The organism is uncultured Phenylobacterium sp. (assembly GCF_902826855.1).
Taxonomy (GTDB): domain Bacteria; phylum Pseudomonadota; class Alphaproteobacteria; order Caulobacterales; family Caulobacteraceae; genus Phenylobacterium.
This window is the reverse complement of record NZ_CADEGK010000001.1, coordinates 69,427-86,544: the sequence shown is the minus strand read 5'-3', so window position 1 is coordinate 86,544 and position 17,118 is coordinate 69,427. Positions and strand designations below refer to the sequence as shown.

19 protein-coding genes are annotated in these 17,118 nt (G+C 67.8%); 8 read left to right on the top strand and 11 right to left on the bottom strand.

Annotated elements, in window-relative coordinates:
* From QZV94_RS00430 to QZV94_RS00420, 3 genes are all read right to left on the bottom strand, one after another.
* The coding region (locus tag QZV94_RS00430) for a hypothetical protein (protein WP_293675814.1) at positions 1-279 on the bottom strand (279 nt) is incomplete at its 3' end.
* A 106-nt stretch (positions 280-385) separates the two neighbouring features.
* Positions 386-2,050: an energy-dependent translational throttle protein EttA gene (gene ettA / locus QZV94_RS00425; RefSeq protein ID WP_293675813.1), complete on the bottom strand. Its 1,665-nt coding sequence runs from the start codon at positions 2,048-2,050 to the stop codon at positions 386-388.
* Positions 2,051-2,202: 152 nt separating this feature from the next.
* On the bottom strand, positions 2,203-2,550 hold the full coding sequence (locus tag QZV94_RS00420; RefSeq protein WP_293675812.1) for a hypothetical protein: 348 nt from the start codon (positions 2,548-2,550) through the stop codon (positions 2,203-2,205).
* Between the two features lie 94 nt (positions 2,551-2,644).
* Between QZV94_RS00420 and QZV94_RS00415 the strand changes: the two genes are divergently transcribed.
* Together QZV94_RS00415 and QZV94_RS00410 are read left to right on the top strand one after the other, a co-directional pair.
* Complete coding sequence (locus QZV94_RS00415) at positions 2,645-3,238, top strand: TetR/AcrR family transcriptional regulator (RefSeq protein ID WP_293675811.1); 594 nt, start codon at positions 2,645-2,647, stop codon at positions 3,236-3,238.
* Positions 3,239-3,300: 62 nt separating this feature from the next.
* Complete coding sequence (locus QZV94_RS00410) at positions 3,301-3,492, top strand: CsbD family protein (protein ID WP_367253603.1); 192 nt, start codon at positions 3,301-3,303, stop codon at positions 3,490-3,492.
* Between the two features lie 139 nt (positions 3,493-3,631).
* Here QZV94_RS00410 and QZV94_RS00405 read toward each other — a convergent pair whose 3' ends face one another.
* The gene (locus tag QZV94_RS00405) at positions 3,632-4,930 is read right to left on the bottom strand and encodes an MFS transporter (RefSeq protein WP_293675810.1); all 1,299 of its coding nucleotides are present in this window, start codon (positions 4,928-4,930) and stop codon (positions 3,632-3,634) included.
* Positions 4,931-5,100: 170 nt separating this feature from the next.
* Here QZV94_RS00405 and QZV94_RS00400 point away from each other — a divergent pair, with 170 nt between their 5' ends.
* Complete coding sequence (locus QZV94_RS00400) at positions 5,101-5,655, top strand: DUF882 domain-containing protein (protein ID WP_293675809.1); 555 nt, start codon at positions 5,101-5,103, stop codon at positions 5,653-5,655.
* A gap of 37 nt (positions 5,656-5,692) precedes the next feature.
* Here the strand turns inward: QZV94_RS00400 and QZV94_RS00395 are convergent, their stop codons facing one another.
* The 5 genes from QZV94_RS00395 to epmA form a co-directional block, all read right to left on the bottom strand.
* A complete protein-coding gene (locus QZV94_RS00395; protein ID WP_293675808.1) occupies positions 5,693-5,989 on the bottom strand; it encodes a hypothetical protein in 297 nt (98 codons plus the stop codon).
* A gap of 26 nt (positions 5,990-6,015) precedes the next feature.
* Entirely contained in the window at positions 6,016-7,518 is a 1,503-nt protein-coding gene (locus QZV94_RS00390) for a L,D-transpeptidase family protein (protein ID WP_293675807.1), read from the bottom strand.
* A 199-nt stretch (positions 7,519-7,717) separates the two neighbouring features.
* A complete protein-coding gene (locus tag QZV94_RS00385; protein WP_293675806.1) occupies positions 7,718-8,746 on the bottom strand; it encodes a lysine-2,3-aminomutase-like protein in 1,029 nt (342 codons plus the stop codon).
* Between the two features lie 60 nt (positions 8,747-8,806).
* Positions 8,807-9,724 carry an alpha/beta hydrolase gene (locus QZV94_RS00380; RefSeq protein ID WP_293675805.1) on the bottom strand — a complete coding sequence of 306 codons (918 nt, stop codon included), beginning with the start codon at positions 9,722-9,724 and terminating at the stop codon, positions 8,807-8,809.
* A gap of 56 nt (positions 9,725-9,780) precedes the next feature.
* Positions 9,781-10,794, bottom strand: coding sequence for an EF-P lysine aminoacylase EpmA (gene epmA, locus QZV94_RS00375; RefSeq protein WP_293675804.1), 1,014 nt, complete (start codon positions 10,792-10,794; stop codon positions 9,781-9,783).
* Positions 10,795-10,920: 126 nt separating this feature from the next.
* Between epmA and efp the strand changes: the two genes are divergently transcribed.
* A complete protein-coding gene (gene efp, locus QZV94_RS00370) occupies positions 10,921-11,487 on the top strand; it encodes an elongation factor P (RefSeq protein WP_293675803.1) in 567 nt (188 codons plus the stop codon).
* 179 nt (positions 11,488-11,666) lie between these two features.
* Positions 11,667-12,437, top strand: coding sequence for a sulfite exporter TauE/SafE family protein (locus QZV94_RS00365; RefSeq protein ID WP_293675802.1), 771 nt, complete (start codon positions 11,667-11,669; stop codon positions 12,435-12,437).
* Positions 12,438-12,491: 54 nt separating this feature from the next.
* Here QZV94_RS00365 and QZV94_RS00360 read toward each other — a convergent pair whose 3' ends face one another.
* Together QZV94_RS00360 and QZV94_RS00355 are read right to left on the bottom strand one after the other, a co-directional pair.
* Positions 12,492-12,917: a response regulator gene (locus QZV94_RS00360; RefSeq protein ID WP_293675801.1), complete on the bottom strand. Its 426-nt coding sequence runs from the start codon at positions 12,915-12,917 to the stop codon at positions 12,492-12,494.
* A 126-nt stretch (positions 12,918-13,043) separates the two neighbouring features.
* Positions 13,044-13,430, bottom strand: coding sequence for a response regulator (locus tag QZV94_RS00355; RefSeq protein WP_293675800.1), 387 nt, complete (start codon positions 13,428-13,430; stop codon positions 13,044-13,046).
* Positions 13,431-13,944: 514 nt separating this feature from the next.
* Here QZV94_RS00355 and QZV94_RS25075 point away from each other — a divergent pair.
* From QZV94_RS25075 to QZV94_RS00335, 3 genes are all read left to right on the top strand, one after another.
* Complete coding sequence (locus tag QZV94_RS25075; protein ID WP_367253596.1) at positions 13,945-16,008, top strand: PAS domain S-box protein; 2,064 nt, start codon at positions 13,945-13,947, stop codon at positions 16,006-16,008.
* Positions 16,001-16,612 (top strand): response regulator FixJ, encoded by a 612-nt coding sequence (gene fixJ, locus QZV94_RS00340; RefSeq protein WP_293675799.1) that lies wholly within the window; start codon positions 16,001-16,003, stop codon positions 16,610-16,612. The genes QZV94_RS25075 and fixJ overlap by 8 nt, the downstream gene beginning before the upstream one ends.
* 69 nt (positions 16,613-16,681) lie before the next feature.
* Positions 16,682-17,059 (top strand): response regulator, encoded by a 378-nt coding sequence (locus QZV94_RS00335; protein WP_293675798.1) that lies wholly within the window; start codon positions 16,682-16,684, stop codon positions 17,057-17,059.
* Positions 17,060-17,118: the final 59 nt, after the last annotated feature.

Genomic DNA, 17,118 nt, shown 5'->3' with positions numbered 1-17,118 from the left:
CTTCTCCGGCGGCCGCTCGAGCTCGGTGTACGTCGTCGACAGCTCGACCCTGCTGCCGCCGTAGAGCTTCACCGCGAACTTCAGGAACACCGGTGAATTGCAGGATTCGCAGCGGTAGACCAGACCGACGTGCGCGGGCTTGTGCAGCGTGACCTGGTTGAAGTCCGGTACCGACACCGGTGAGATACGCGCCAGCACCTGGCAGTGCGGGCAGTTGAGCGCCATGTTCTGCGACTGGTCGTGATGCAGCCGGCCGCTGGAATCGATGAACATCGACATCGCGTGATCCTGCCTCCGCGCGCGGCCGCAATCCCCTTCGCGGTCCGGCGCGAGTCTTGAGTTTAGCCGAACCGCGCCGCAGGCACAGCCGTTACGGCGCCGCGCGTCAGCCGGCGAGCGGTTTGAAGCGCAGCCGGTGCGGCTGGTCGGCGTCGGCGCCCTTGCGGCGGCGCAGGTCCTCGACGTACTCGGCGTAGTTGCCCTCGAACCAGACCACCTCGCTGTTGCCCTCGAAGGCGAGGATGTGGGTCGCGATGCGATCGAGGAACCAGCGGTCGTGGGAGATCACCACGGCGCAGCCGGGGAAGCTCAACAGCGCCTCTTCCAGCGCCCGCAGTGTCTCGACGTCGAGGTCGTTGGTCGGCTCGTCGAGCAACAGCAGATTGCCACCGCTCTTCAAGAGCTTGGCGAGATGCACACGGTTGCGCTCGCCGCCCGACAGGTCGCGGATGTGTTGCTGCTGCTGGTTGCCGCGGAAGTTGAAGCGCCCCACGTAGCCGCGCGAGGCGGTCTCGTAGTTGCCCACGCGGATCATGTCGAGGCCGCCCGAGATCTCCTCCCAGACGGTCTTGTCCCCGTTCAGCGTGTCGCGCGACTGGTCGACGTGGGCGATCTGGACCGACGGTCCGACCTTGATCGAGCCGCCATCCGGCTGCTCGAGACCCGCCATCATGCGGAACAGCGTGGTCTTGCCGGCGCCGTTCGGGCCGATGATGCCGACGATGCCGCCGCGCGGCAGGCTGAAGCTCAGGTTGTCGATCAGCAGCCGGTCGCCGTAGCCCTTGCGCAACTTGTCGGCCTCGATGACCTGGTCGCCGAGCCGCGGCCCCGGCGGGATGTAGATCTCGTTGGTCTCGTTGCGCTTCTGGAATTCCTGCGACGACAGCTCCTCGAACTGGCGGATGCGCGCCTTGCTCTTGGCCTGGCGCGCCTTCGGGTTCTGCCGCACCCACTCGAGCTCGCGCTCCAGTGTCTTGCGCAGCGCCTCCTGCTGTTTCTCTTCCTGCGCGAGGCGGCGTTCCTTCTGCTCCAGCCAGGACGAGTAGTTGCCCTGCCACGGGATGCCGTGGCCGCGGTCGAGCTCGAGGATCCAGCCGGCGACGTTGTCGAGGAAGTAGCGATCGTGGGTCACGCAGACCACGGTCGAGGGGTACTCTTCGAGGTAGCGCTCCAGCCAGGCCACCGACTCGGCGTCGAGGTGGTTGGTGGGCTCGTCCAGCAGCAGCATGTCGGGCTTCGACAGCAGCAGCCGGGCCAGCGCGATGCGGCGCTTCTCACCGCCCGAGAGCTTGTCCACCTTCCAGTCGTTCGGCGGACAGCGCAGTGCGTCCGTCGCCATCTCGATCTTGGAGTCGATGTCCCAGAGGTCACCGGCGTCCAGCTTCTCCTGGAGCGCGGTCATCTCCTCCATGAGTTCGTCGGTGTAGTTCTCACCCATCTCGGTGGCGACGGCGTTGTAGCGGTCGAAAATCTTCTTCTCTTCGCACCACGAGATCACGTTGCCCCAGACGTCGAGGCTCTCGTCCAGATGCGGCTCCTGCTCCAGGTAGCCCATCTTGACGCCGTCGGCGGCCTTGGCCTCGCCAGAGAACTCCTTGTCGCGCCCCGCAATGATCTTCAGCAGGGTCGACTTGCCCGAGCCGTTGACGCCGACCACGCCGATCTTGGCGTCGGAGTAGAAGCTCAGCCAGATGTTCTCGAAGAGCTTCTTCGGGCTGCCGGGAAAGCCCTTGGTCAGGCCCTGCATCTGGAAAATGTATTGCTGCGCCATGGGGCGTCCGCGCTCGCTGATCGGAGTGTGGGGAAGTTGAGGCGGGGAGATAGCGGCCAGAGGCCTTCGGCGCAACGCACCGGCCCAAAAGCCCTGGGAGGAGCGGCGCGCCATCCCAGGGTCTGGCGACTGGAAACCTAAGGGCGAAGACCCTAGTTCGCAGCCACCGCTTGGGCCGGCGCCGCGCGATTGCAGGCCTTAAGCTGGCCCTTGTCTGCCACGTATGCGCCGGACTTGTAGCTGGCCACCGGGCCTACGACCGCAGCAACCTTCCTGCATTCGCGGACGAGGCCATCGAGGTTGGCCTTGCGGAGCGCCACGCCCACGCAGGCATCACCTTCGCAGCGCCAATCGACCCCGGCGATGACGGCTTCGCGCGGCGCGGAGGCCGGCGTGACGAGCTTGGCCTCGCCCCTGAACCCGGGGGCTTGAGCCAAAGCCGCGCCTGACACGAGCACCGCGCCTGCGGCGATCGCGCTCAACATCTTGAAACTTTGCATTCTCGTGATCCTTCCAGTAGAAAAGAGCACGACCGGTCGCTAAAAACGAAAGAGCACGATCGGTCACTTTGTGTCAAGCAGGGAGGCTTGGCTGTTGAAAAAGGGCGAGGCTACGAAGTCGCGTATCGTCGACGAGGCCGTGCGCCAGGCGGCGCTGCGCGGCCTCGCCGGAGTGAGCCTCTCGGACGTGGCCGAGGCCGTCGGTCTCTCCAAGAGCGGTCTCTTCAAGCATTTCGAGTCCAAGGAAGACATGCACCGCGCCGTCGTGGAGGCGGCGCTGGACCACTTCCGTGAGACGGTCTGGGCGCCGGCTGCCGCGTTGCCGCCAGGGCGCGCGAGGGTGGAGGAGGTGTTCCGGCGCTGGCTCCACTGGGGCGAGACCCGGTGGTCCGCCAGCGGCTGTCCGATCATGGCGCTGAGCGTCGAGCTGGACGACCAGCCCGGGCCTCTGAAGGACTATCTTCAGCAGCGGCTGCAGCGCTTCCGCACCAACGTGACGAACGAGATTCGGCTGCTGCGCGACCCGCCTCTCGCGGATGCAGAGGCTCAGGCCGCTTACTTCCAGATGAAGAGCTTCATCCTCGGCCACGCGGATGCGCGCCGCATGATGGGTGACACCGACGCCGAGCGCTCGGCCGCCGCCGCCTTTGAGGCCCTGCTCGAACGCACATCGAAGGTCGCCGCCTAGGAACCTTGTCGGGTCCTCCGCGCTGTCAACGCTGATGGGGCCACCCACAGTAACCGCAGAGGATGAGTGACATGCACAAGGACGAGGCCAAGGGCGCGGCCAAGGACATCAAGGGCTCGGTGAAGGAAGCCGCCGGCAAGGCGACGGGCAACGAGCGCCTCGAAGCCGAAGGGACCGCCGAGCGTGTGGCCGGCAAGGTCCAGAAGGGCGTCGGCGCCCTGAAGGACGCGGCCCGCGACGCTCTGAAGAACTAGCAAGCTCCGGTCCGTAGGGCACACCCGACGGAGCGGCGATCGGCGTCCCCAACGGCGCAGGATCATATCGCCCCTTCCGGATGTGTGGACCGAGAGGCCAAGGGCCGCGCTGCGAAGCGCGGCCCTTGCTGTGTCCGGCTCAGGCTTCGGCGTCGATCTCGGCGAACGTCTTGCCGCGGGTCTCCCGCGCCAGCAGGGCGGCGACCCCGCTGATCAGCGAGGCCCCGGCCACATAGATCGCCACGGGCGTACCGGAGCCGGTCGCCGCCAGCAGGGCCGCGGCGATCAGCGGGGCCAGCGAGCCGGCGAAGATCGAGGTCACCTGATAGGACAGCGAGACCCCCGAGTAGCGGAACCGCGTGGGGAACATCTCCGCCAGGAACGCCGCCTGCGGCCCGTACATGGCGGCATGGAACACAAGCGCCACCACGCTGGCCAGGATGATCAGGGTGGGATCGGCGGTCTCCAGCAGGCGGAAGAAGACGAACGTCCAGCCCATCATGCCGAAGGCGCCGAAGGCGTAGACCGGCCGCCGTCCGATCCGGTCCGAGAGCCAGCCGAAGAACGGTATGGCGCAGCAGTGGACCGCAGAGGCGATCAGGATCGCGTTCAGCGCCACCTGTCGCGAAAGTCCGACCGCCTGGGTGACGTAGGTGATCAGGAAGACGCTGACGATGTAGTAGCTGATGTTCTCGGCGACCCTGAGGCCGCCGCCGATGAGAAGCTGCCTTGGCCGGCGACGGATCGCCTCGAGCGCCGGAGCCTTCTCCAGCGCCGCCACATCGCGGGCCACCGCCTGGAAGGTGGGGCTTTCCTCCACGGTGGCGCGGATCCACCACCCGACGCCAATCAGCACGGCCGAGAGCAGGAACGGCACGCGCCAGCCCCAGCTGAGGAAATCCGCCTCGCTCTGCAGGGTGGCCATCAGCGCCAGCATGCCCGATGCCAGCAGGCTGCCAGCCGCCACGCCGGCCTGGGGCCAACTGGTCCAAAAGCCGCGGCCCTTGGCGTCGCCGTGCTCGGCTACGATCAGCACCGCCCCGCCCCACTCGCCGCCCACTGCGAAGCCTTGCACCAGCCGTAGAAGGATCAACAGGATCGGAGCCAGGATCCCCACCTGCCCATGGGTCGGCAGGCAGCCGATCAGGACAGTCGCCACGCCCATCAGGATCAAGCTGAGCATGAGCAGGCGCTTGCGCCCGATCCGGTCGCCGAAGTGGCCGAAGACGATGCCGCCCAGCGGCCGGGCCGCGAACCCCAGCGCATAGGTCCCGAACGCGAGCATGGTGCCGACCAGCGGCTCGGAGGCGGGAAAGAACAGCTTGTTGAACACCAGCGCCGCGGCGGTGCCGTACAGGAAGAAGTCGTACCACTCGATGGTGGTGCCGATCATCGCGGCGGCGATGACCTTGCGCAGGCCGGTTGGGCCGGTGGCCATGTGGACGATCTCCCCCACGGCCTCTGGCGGGCCGCTGGCTCGGACTGTCCGGGGCTGCGTTCGCAAAGGCAAGGGGCGGCCTCTGGTCGCACCCGAGGCCACGTAGGGTTGACGTTAACGATTCACCCGCCAGATTGCCGGCTTCCCCACGACGGCCTGGAAGCACGCACATGCTCAACCTCGTCCGCCGCAGGGACCTCCTCCGAATGGGGGCAGGTCTCGGCCTAACCGCTGTCACGACTCCGGCCTGGGGGAAGACCCTCGATGTCTGGGGGCCGCGGCGCGCGATCCTGGACAACCTGCACACCGGCGAGAAGTTCAACGCGGTCTATTACGCCAACGGCAGCTATCTGCCGGACGCTCTGGCGGAAGCCACGCGCGTGATGCGTGACTGGCGGACCGGTGATGAGCACTTCATCGACCCCGCGCTGTTCGACGCGCTCTCTGCGATTCGCAGCCGGGTGGAGACCAACGCCCCCTTCCAGATCATCTCCGGCTACCGCTCGCCGCGCACCAACGCGATGCTGCGTGGCAAGAGCCACGGCGTCGCCGAAACCAGCCAGCACATCCTGGGCAAGGCCATCGACGTGCGGCTGCCGGGGGTGCAGTTGGTCCATCTGAAGGACGCCGCCCTGAACGTCGGCGCCGGCGGCGTCGGCTACTACCCTACGTCCAACTTCGTCCACGTCGACACCGGCCGCGTGCGCCAGTGGCGCGGGGCGTAAAGGCCGACCCGCCAGGTCCGAACTGAGCGCATCCGAATCAGGTCGGCGGCCCCGGGGGAGGCTCGTCGCTCTCCATCGTGGTCATTCCCGTGGCGGCCGCGTCGTCCTCCACCTGCTGCTCTTCAGGCGTCGGCGGCGGCGGGGGTGACGGAGGTTCGGGCGCGACGACCGGTGCGGCGACCGCGGCGGGCTTGGCGGCGACGGGCGCGGCGGGCGCGGCGGGCGCCTCGAGGGCCTTCGGCGGCGGGCGGTCGAAGTTCAGGCTTCGGCTCACCGCCAGGGCGATAAGCACGGCCACGCAGGCGGCGGCGATCCACAGGACGGTCTTGAACATCAACGAGGCCCCTCAGCCCAAATCCATCAGGTCTTGGCCGCCACCTGGACCTTGGCCAGCACCCCTACCCGCCGCAGCAGGTCGCGGTCCCAGTCGTAGGGATCTGAGCGGAACCGCATCTGGCCGTCGGACCCAACGAAGGCCGTCCAGTAGAAAATGAACACAGGCACGCTCTCGGGCAATGGCGCGCGCACGGTCTTGTCGCCTTCGAGCTGGGCGTCGATCGCCTCGGGAGTCCACTTCGTGTCCCCCGCCAGCAAGGCCTCGGCCAGCAGCCGCGGCTTCTCCAGCCGCACACAGCCGTGGCTGGCCTGGCGCGCAAAGCGGTCGAAGCCGCCCTTGGACGGCGTGTCGTGCAGGTAGACGGCGAAGGGGTTGTCGAAGTCGAACTTGAAGCGGCCCAGGGCGCTCTCGTCGCCAGAGGCCTGCTGCAGCCTGGGCTGGCCGCCTTCGACCGGGATAATCCGGTAACCGTTGCGCGCCAGATAGCCGGGGTTGGCCTTCTCCTTCGGCCACAGCTCCTTGGCCGCGATGCTCGCCGGCACGTTCCAGGGTGGATTGATGACCACGCTGTGGATCGACGACATGAGCATCGGGGTCTCGTCCCCGCGCCGGCCCGACACCGCCTTCATCGACAGCACCGCCTTGTCGTCCTGGAACAGGGTGACGATGGCCGCGCCCGAGTTCACCTGGACGCGTGTGGCCGGCATCGAAGGCGGCACCCAGCGCCAGCGCTCCATATTGGCGATGATCTGCAGGACCCTCTGGCCCACCGGCTGGTTCAGTGAGGCCAGGACGTCCTTGCCGGCCACGCCGTCGGGACGAAGCCCCAGGCGGCCCTGCGCGCGCTGCACCGCCGCCTCCAGCGGCTTGTCGAAGGTCGCGCCGCCAGCCGTGGGCACGCCGGCGTCCTCGGCCGCCAGCCGAGCGCGGAGCGCCGCCACGCGCGGGCCCTTGTCGCCCAGCCGCAGGGGCTCGCCTTCCGGCACGGGGGACCAGCCGCCCTTGCCGGCGATCTCGCGGTAGCGGGCCAAGCCGCGCTTCAGGGCGGCGTAGCCGGAATAGCGGGGCGGCAGGCTGTCCAGCCAGGACTGCAGCCGGCCCTCGCCCAGCGCCGTGGCAAGGTCCGCCGAGGGATCGTAGGGCGCGGGGCGCACCGCCCAGAAATCCGGGAAGGCCTCAGGGGCCATCCGCCCGATCCTCACATCGCGCGCGTAGCGCACAAGCCCGTCGGCGAGCGCCGCCTGCTGCTCGGCGGTGAGCGGACCAGCCTCGGCAACCCCCTCGGGAATGTAGGCCTTGGGCTGCAGCCCGTGCAGATCTGCGGCCCGCAGGACCGCCAGCGCGGTCTGCGCCTGGGCCGGACTGAGCGGGGGGATCACCACCGGAGCCGCTGGCGACGGGACCAGCATGTCGGCCGACGGAGGGATGCTCAGGACGGGGGGCGCGGGCGGCGCCTTCGGCTGCGCCACAGCGAAACTGGCGAACGCCATGGGCGCCAGCGCGGCCAATGCCAGGCGCCGCCTCATGCGTTCGCCCCGCGAGCCTTGCCTGACCATACCTATACCCAGCCCTCACTGTTGCATCCGGCGCAGGCCGGACCGCGCAGGTATCTACGCAACCTGCTGACCTGGAGATGAACGCTCAAGTGGCGATTTCGCCTAGCGGGTTCGAGGTCCCGCCCTGCGGTGACAGTCCCACTGTCACCCGGACGCCACAGCCCATGTCTCAGCCAGGCGGGTAAGCGTGGCTTTTTCCTTGCGGATCAGTGACCTGCCCGTCGCCGAAATAGCATGGCCCCACGGGGGACTTGCCGTGGCCGCCGGGGATGTCGAGCACATAGGTCGGCTGGCACATGCCCGAGACGCGACCGCGCAGGTCCGCCATCAGCGCCTGGCCCGCGCCGAGGGTGGTGCGGAAGTGGCCCGTGCCCGGCGCCAGATCGGCGTGGTGCAAGTAGTAGGGCTTGATCCGCAGTTCCACGAACCGGCGCATCAGCGTCTCCAGCGTGGCCGGATCATCGTTGACGCCCTTCAGCAGCACGCTCTGACTGACCATCGGGATGCCGGCGTCGAGGATGCGGGCGCAGGCGGCTTCGACCGCGGGCGTCAGCTCCTCGGGATGGTTGGCATGCAGGCCAACCCAGGTGGTTTTGCCCGGGGCCTTCAGGGCGGCGACCAGCTCCGGCGTGATCCGCGCCGGGTCGACAGCCGGGACTCGGGTGTGGAAGCGCACCACCTTCACGTGCTCGATCCGCCCCAGCCGGACCATCAGGTCGCGCAGCCGCCGCGGCGAGAGGATCAACGGATCGCCGCCTGTGACGATCACCTCCCAGATCGCCGTATCGCCGGCGATGTACGCCATCGCCGCGTCCAGCTGTTTCGCGCCCAGCGGGCGCACGCCGTCCGGCCCCACCATCTCGCGCCGGAAGCAGAACCGGCAGTACACCGCGCAGGCGTGGTTGGCCTTCAGCAGCACCCGGTCGGCATAGCGGTGCACGATGCCTTCCACCGGACTGTGGGCGTCATCTCCGATCGGATCGGCGGACTCCTCCGGCGATTGGACAAGCTCGGCGGCGGTGGGCACGAACTGACGCCCGATCGGCCCCTCCGGATCGCCGATCGCCTCCGCCACCGCCGGCGTGATCGCCACGGCGTAGCGGGCGGCCACCCGTTCCAGCACCGCCAGGTCTTCGCGGGCGACCAGGCCGGCACGGGCCAGTTCGTCGGCGGTCTTGAGAGTTCGAGCGGCTGTCATCGCGCGCTGCCTTACCCCAGCGTTCGCGCGTTTTCATCCGTCATCCCGTGGCGTGCGTGCTCAGGGGTTCGCGTCGAGGAACGTCCTCACGAGCGCCGTGGTCGCCTCCGGGTTCTCCTCCATGATCCAGTGGCCCGAGTCCGGCACGACTTCACCCTTCACATTGCTGGCGGCGAACCCCATCACCTGGGCCATCGTCAGCCCGAAGGATTTCTCGCCGCCCAGCGCCAGCACGGGCATCGAGAGCTTGCCCTGCGCCACGAACCCCTTGTTGTCGGCCGCATCCTGGTCGAAGGCGTGGAATTGCTCGAAGCCGGCATGCATCGCCCCCGGCCGGGCATAGAGGGCGGCGTAGTGCCGGCGCGAAGCCTCGTCGAACCGAGCCGGGTTGGCCGAGAACTCGTTCCAGAAGCGGTCCAGGTAGATGCGCTCACGACCCGCCACCAGCCGCTCCATGTCCGGCCCACCGAACCGGAAGTGCCACAGCAGCGGATTCCGAAGGATTTCCTCCCAGGGGCCCACGCCTGGCAGCGGCGCGTCGATCAGCACGAACTTCGTGACCCGATCGCGGTGCATAGCGGCGAACGCGTAGCCCACCATGTTGCCGATATCGTGCGTGACCAGGTCGGCTTTGGCGATCTTCAATGCGTCCAGCACGCCGGCCACGTCGCCGGCCTGGGTCTTCTTGTCGTATCCGCCCGCAGGCTTGGAAGAGAGGCCCAGGCCGCGCAGGTCGGGGACGACGACGGTGTGGTCCCGGGCCAGGTCCGCGGCCAGCGGCGCCCACATGTCGCCGGTCTCGCCATAGCCGTGCAGCAGCACGACCGCGGGGCCTTTACCGCCCACGCGGACGTGGATCGTGGCTCCGTTAGTGGTGATCTCCTGGGTACGAAACCCTGCGGGGAACGGGACCATGGCGGCGCATGCCGGGGTGGCGAGCAGCAGCGCGCCCAAGGCGACTGCGAGGATGCGGAACATCAGGACGTCTCCGAGCCGAACGGTAGCGTGACCTTAGGCCGGTCGGATCGAGTGTCTCAAGCCACCGGCGTCCAAAGCACCTGCTCGATGCGGCTTGCGCCCGTCGCCAGCATGACCAGCCGATCGAAGCCCAGGGCGCCGCCGCTGGCCGTGGGCATCAGGGCCAGGGCTGCCAGGAAATCCTCGTCGATGGGATAGCGCTCGCCGTAGAGTCGCGCCTTTTCCGCCATCTCGTGCTCGAAGCGGCGGCGCTGTTCGGTGGCGTCGGTAAGCTCGCCGAAGCAGTTGGCCAGCTCAACGCCGCAGGCATAGAGCTCGAACCGCTCCGCCACCCGCGGGTCGGCGGCCTTGGGGCGGGCGAGCGCCGCCTGCGAGGCGGGGTATTCGCAGAGGATGGTCGCCCGTCCGTGGCCCAGGTTCGGCTCCACCTTCTCCACCATGATGCGGCTGAAAACATCGCCCCAGGTGTCGTCCGCCGCGATCCGGATGCCCTTCGCCGCCGCCTGCGCCGGCAGGTCGCCGAACAGGTCGATGCCGGCGTGGCGCTCGAACGCCTCGGCCACGGTCGTCCGCTCGGGTGGGGCGAACGGATCGACCTCGATGCCCCGGAACGTGAGCTTGCGTGTTCGCGCCGCTTCCGCCGCCGTGCCCAGCAGCGCCGCGCAGTCGACCATCAGGGTCTCGTAGCTCGCGCCCGCCCGATACCACTCGAGCATCGTGAATTCCGGATGATGCAGCGGCCCGCGCTCGCGGTTGCGCCACACCCTGGCCAGGGTGAAGATCGCGGGCTCGCCCGAGGCCAACAGCTTCTTGCAGGCGAACTCTGGCGAGGTGTGCAGGTAGAACGGCGCGCGTGTGCCGTCGGGTCCGATCGCCTCGGTGGCGAAGGCGTGCAGGTGCGTCTCATTGCCGGGGGATACCTGCAGGGACGCGGTCTCGACCTCGACGATGTCCTGGTGCTCGAACCAATCGCGCACGGCCCGCAGGATACGGTTGCGTGCGGCCAGGAACGGCGCACGATCAGGACGCTTCTGCGGCGACCACCAAGGGGTCTCTGTAGGCTCGGACATGGACTGCGACGCGTTGGGGGGCTGGAGATTTCGGCGCCAATCGCTATAGGGGCGCCACTGGAAATTTCATCAGCGGAATCGCAAGCGGCCCTGCCGCGCGCTCCGCCGCATCGCCGAGGTCATCCCGTGAAGGTCATCGCCAGCTCGCTCCGCAAGGGCTCCGTCGTCGACATGGACGGCAAGCTGTACGTCGTGCTCACCGCCGAGAACATCCATCCTGGCAAGGGCACCCCGGTCACTCAGCTGAACATGCGCCGCATCTCCGACGGCGTGAAGGTTTCGGAGCGCTGGCGCACCACCGAGCAGGTCGAACGCGCCATCGTCGACGACCGGCAGTACACCTTCCTCTATCAGGACGCCGAAGGGTTCCACTTCATGAACCCGGAGACCTACGACCAACTGATCGCCTCCGAGGACATCATCGGCGATGCGGCGCCCTATCTCACCGACGGCTGCACGGTGACGCTGTCCACCCACGACGATGTGGCGATCGCCATCGAGCTGCCCCGGCTGGCGACCTTCGAGGTGGTGGAGACCGAACCCTCGGTGAAGGGCCAGACGGCCTCGTCCTCCTACAAGCCGGCGATCCTCTCGAACGGCCTGCGCACGATGATCCCGCCCTATATCGGCCCTGGCACCAAGATCGTGATCCTGACGGAAGACGGCTCGTATCAGGAGCGGGCGAAGGACTAAACCCGGCCCGCCCGCGCCGAGTCGCTGGGCCCGCGACGCCATTTCAATTCAGAAACATTGTTCGACGACCACGTTCTGCGAACGCCGTGTATCGCCCGGGGTTCGCAGCTTTTCTGGCGCCGGGCCCGCAGCTTCTACGCTGGACGGGGGCCATGGCTGAGCCGTAACAGGGCCGCGCAATGACAGCAGATTTCTGGCTCTACGCGGCCGTCGGTTTCCTCGCCCAGATCATCGACGGCGCCCTGGGCATGGCCTACGGCGTCATCTCGACCACCGTTCTGCTGAGCTTCGGTGTCAGCCCGGCCAACGCCTCTGCCGCCGTGCATGCGGCCAAGGTGTTCACCGGCGCCGCTTCCGGGGCCTCGCACATCTACCATCGAAACGTAGATTTCCGCCTGCTGGGCCTGCTGGCCGCCGGGGGTGTGATCGGCGGCGTGCTGGGCGCCTACGTCCTGACCTCGATCGACGGCAAGGTCGTCAAACCGTATGTGGTGGGCTGGCTGTTCCTGATGGGCCTGGTGATCCTGCATCGCGCCTGGCGCCAGGCGCCCCCGAGGGTGTTCTCCTGGCGCATGCCGTTCCCGCTGGGCCTGATCGGCGGCTTCATGGACGCCATCGGCGGTGGCGGATGGGGCCCCGTGGTGACCAGCTCGCTGATGGGCGCTGGAGCCGAGCCCCGCAAGGCCATCGGATCGACCAACGCCGCCGAGGTGTTCATGGCCGCAGCCACCTCGGCCGCCTTCCTGGTCGCCCTGCTCAGTGGACACTGGGAGACACAGGGCCTACGCGGCCTCGCCTGGTCGCTGGCCGGACTTATCGGCGGCGGGATCATCGCCGCGCCCGTTGCGGGGTACGTGACCAAGGTTCTGCCGTTACGCGCGCTGACCTGGGTGGTGGGCGTCCTGGTGACGGCGCTGGCCACTTGGCAGGCGGTCGACCTGCTGACCTAGCCCTGGGTCGGTCGCCTCCCGAGCACGTGACCATCGATCGCCCAGACCGCAACGCTAGGCGGCGGCCTCGCGGACAAACTGCATGCCGCGCCTGCGGGCGGCCTCCGTCGCTCGCGCTTCCAGCAGCTCGCCGCCGAGCCGCAAGAGGGCGGACACGCTGAGCGGCTTCCGCAGGGCCGCGTCGGCGCCCAGCACAGTGGCTGCGTTCAAGAGGTCCGGCGCGCACCCGCGGCCGCTTTCGGACATTGCAATGATCGCCGGGACACGAGCTTGCCGCCGCAGCGCCATGATCACCTCGATGCCGTCCATCCGCGGCATATAGATATCCGTGATGACGAGGTCGGCGGGTTCGGTCGCGAAGAGCGCCAGTCCGGCGGCGCCGTCTTCGCCGACACGCGTCCTGTAGCCCATTCTCGTGAAGGTCGAGGCTATGACCGCGCGCAGGCTGGCGTCATCCTCGATGATCAGGACAGTTGGCATCTGATGGCCCCCCTTTAGACCCGGCCGCCGTTGTGGAGCGGTCGATCAGTCCCCACGGATGTCACCAGCCCGCAGGCCCAGCGTCACCTTGGGGTCAGTACGTACGCACGATCCCCGAGAACCGGCTCAGTCGCGCCACAGGGCCTTGAGCGCATGCGCCAGCCGGTCGCTCAGGATCGGCTTCTCCAAAACCATGACCCCAGCCTGCGCGGCGCGGGCGCCCAGGCGGCGCGTCGGTTGGCTGGTGAGCAGGATGGCCGGCGCCCTGACGTCACGCCGGCGCAATGCCTCCAGCGCCTCGATCCCCGACAGACCCGGCAGATTCAGATCAGTGACGATGGCGAACGGTTCCTCGGGCAGCGTCCGTTCCAGCAGGGCCTCGGCGTGGCCCATGAGCTCGACGCGATAGCCTTCAACCTGGAGCGAGAACTGCAGGGCGGGGCCCAGGGCCGCATCATCTTCCACAAGGAGGATCACGGGCCGTCCATACTTGCCGTCTGCCGGGTGACGCATCACTCAACCCTTACGGTCACGGAAGTGTCGCAATCACGCGGCTCAGACTGGCGGGGCCGCACACGTCTATGCATGAGGGGGCGACAGCGCCTACCCTTCGGAAACCCTAACGGCAGAGGCTGCTTTCCAGTACTTCGTACTGTAACGTAGGTAGAAATACGTACGCCCGGCGGCCGCTGTATTCGTGCACACGAATAGGCGACCACTCTACCTATAATTGCGCAGTTTGGCCGAGCGACGTCTTGGGCATCGGACCAGGCGGGGAACCGTCCGCAACGACGACAACGATTCCCGACCTGAATACCTACCCGGCCGCTAAAAAATGTCCTACGACTCGGCCTGTCGGGGTGTCGGATCCGACAACCCAGGCGAGAAGATGAAGGCTAGGCCGTTGCCACGCCGCCATGACAAGTCCGGCACGCATAGCACTGCACCAAGGCGGGCAAGTTGGGCGCGCGTCGTCGTCGCCCTTGGCGTTGCGACCGCCCTGCTGGCGACGGCGGCGGCAGGGCTTTTGAGTCTGGCCGCCCGGGACCGAGCCACCGAGGCGCGCGTCGGGCGCGCGCTCGCCCGGATCGGCGCCGCAGACGGCGTCGTGCTCGCCATGAACGAACTGGAACGGCACAGACGGACGCTAGGCCCGCAGAGCGACGCCACGGCTTCCGAGCCGCTCCGCGCCCCCTTGCGGGACGTCGATACGCGGCTCGCCGACTGGGTGGCCCTGGCGAGCGCGACCGGCGGCGGGACCGCCCCTATCCGCCGGATCGAAGGCCTGGTTCGGCGTTATGTCGCCGACAGACAGGATCTCGACGCGCTCGACCAGGCACGGCTGCAGATGATCGCCTTCCGGTCCGCCGAGCGTCAAAGCATGATGGCGTATCGGGCCGCGGCCGAGGCCAACCGGCAGGCCTCGCTGCTCCTCGCGATGGGCGCTGTGATGTTGGGCTTCCTATCGGGCGCTCTGGTCGTGGCGACGGTCGTATGGCGGCGGCGCTCGATAGAGGCGGCGCTGGCGGAAGCGACGCAGACGCTGTCCCAGTTCGAAGCCGAGGTCCGCCGCGCATCCTCCCTCCTGGAAGGCATCGGCGCGGCGTCTCCGGATGCGATCTACGCCAAGGATCTGGAGGGCCGCTTCGTCTACGTCAACCCGGCTGCGGCGCGCCTGATCGGACGACCGTGGGAGGAGATCGTCGGTCGGCGCAACGAAGACCTTGCAGAGCGCTCTCACGTCGTCGAAGCGACCATCGCTTCCGACCACCATGTCCTGGCGACCGGCGAGCCCCAGACCCTGGAACTGGATTACACGACGCCGGACGGCGTCTCGCGCCACTTCCGTACGACGAAGTTTCCCCTGCGCGACGCCGCTGGCGCCATCGTCGGACTCGGCGGGCTGACCACCGAGGCGACCGATGCCTACGCGACGCGTCAGGCCCTCGCCGAGTCGATCGCCGACCTGAAGGCGCGCGAAGCCCACCTCCAGTCGATCCTCGACTCCGTGCCCGACGCCATGATCGTCATCGACGAGCGGGGCAGCATCCAGTCGTTCAGCGCCGCGGCGCAGATGCAGTTCGGCTGGGACGCCCACGAGGTTATTGGCCGAAACGTCAACGTGCTGATGCCAAATCCGTACCGGGACGGCCACGATGGCTACCTGACCCGCTATCTGAGGACCGGCGAGCGGCGGATCATCGGCATCGGCCGCGTCGTGGTGGGAGAACGCAAGGACGGTTCGACCTTCCCGATGGAGCTCTCGGTCGGCGAGATGCGCACCGGCGACCGCCGCTTCTTCACCGGCTTCGTGCGCGATCTGACCGAGCGTCAGGATGCCGAGCGGCGTTTTCAGGGTGTCCAGTCGGAGCTGGCCCATGTCTCGCGCCTCTCCGCCATGGGCGAGATGGCCTCGGCGCTGGCCCATGAACTGAACCAGCCGCTGTCGGCCACCGCCAACTATGTGCAGGGCTCCCTGCGACTGCTCGACCACACGCCGATCGACGTTCCCATGATCAAGGATGCCCTGGCCGTCGCGGGCGAGCAGATGTTCCGCGCTGGCGACATCATCCGCCGTCTGCGCGACTTCGTCTCCAAGGGGGAGACCGAGCGGCGGATCGAAAGCCTGCCCCAGTTGCTCGAGGAAGCCGGGGCGCTGGCGATGGTCGGCGCCAAGGATCGAGGCATCAGGCTGCGCTACGACATCGCGCCCTCCGTCGACATGGTCCTCGTCGACAAGGTGCAGATCCAGCAGGTGGCGCTCAATCTCATGCGCAACGCCGTCGAGGCCATGGCGGACCGTCCAAAGCGCGAGTTGCTGGTGGCGGCGCGAAACGTCCTGGACGACATGGTCGAGATCTCGATCGCCGACACCGGCTCCGGGATCAGCAAAGAGGTCGCTTCGCGCCTGTTTCAGCCGTTCGTGACCACCAAGCACGAGGGCATGGGCGTCGGCCTGTCGATCTCCCGCACCATCGTGGAGGCTCACGGCGGCCGCATTTCCGCGGAACCGAATCCGGGCGGCGGCACGATCTTCCGCTTCACCCTTCGCGCGGTTCCCGTTCATGAACTGGAGGGCGACCTTGCCTGAGGTCTATGTCATCGACGACGATGAGGCGATCCGCAAGTCGCTGACCTTCCTGCTGCGGACAGCGGGCATGCTGGTGCGCACCTATGAGAGCGGCCAGGAGTTCCTGCGTGAGGCCGGTCAGCTCCCGCCGGGCTGCGTGATCACCGACGTTCGAATGCCGGACATGGATGGATTGGAACTGGTCCGCCGCGTGAAGGACTCGGGCTTCCCGATGAGCCCGATCGTCATCACGGGTCACGGCGACATCGCGCTGGCGGTGGAGGCGATGAAGATCGGTGCGACCGACTTCCTCGAGAAGCCTTTTCGCGACGACCTGCTGCTCGAAGCCGTTGCCCGGGCCTTGCAGGCTGCGGCCACCGCTCCAGACGCCGCGCCGCAGGACGAACCGGGCGATCCCCGCTACCTGGAGGTGTTCGTGACACTGTCGCCGCGCGAGCGCGAGGTGCTGAGCGCGGTCGTCCTGGGCAAGACCAACAAGATGATCGCCCGCGACTTCGCGATCAGCCCCCGCACCGTCGAGGTCCACCGAGCCAATGTGATGATGAAGACCGGCGCTCGCACGCTATCAGACCTCGTGCGGATGGCGCTTCTCGCAAAGCTCTAAGGCCCACCGCTTGCGTCGAGTCCGAGCGAACTCTACCATTGCGCGCATTGCACACTTTACGGGTGAGTCTTGGCGCCAGAGTTCAGCGGTCACGTCCTCATTATCGAGGACGAGCCAGTCATCGCCCTTGAGCTGGAGATTCTCCTGGGGGACCTCGGCTTCCGCAGTTTCGACGTCGCCGACTGCCCGCAGGACGCCTTGGCCTGCGCGAAGGCCCATCGTCCCCAACTGATCACGGCCGACTATCGCATCTTCTCCGGCACCGGCGTCGAGGCCGTGCAATTGATCACTGCCGAGGTGGGCGAAATCCCGGTGGTCTATGTTACCGGGAACCCCGACATGCTGCCCGATGGCGCCGCCAGCGCCGTCGTCGACAAGCCCATCTCACCCACCGCCCTGGCCGCTGCCTGCGTGCGCGCCGGCAAACGCGGCCAACTGGACGGTTAAGTCAGCTCCGGTACGGCCCGTAGTGGTCCCGGAGGCCCTACGCCCTTTCGATCGATACC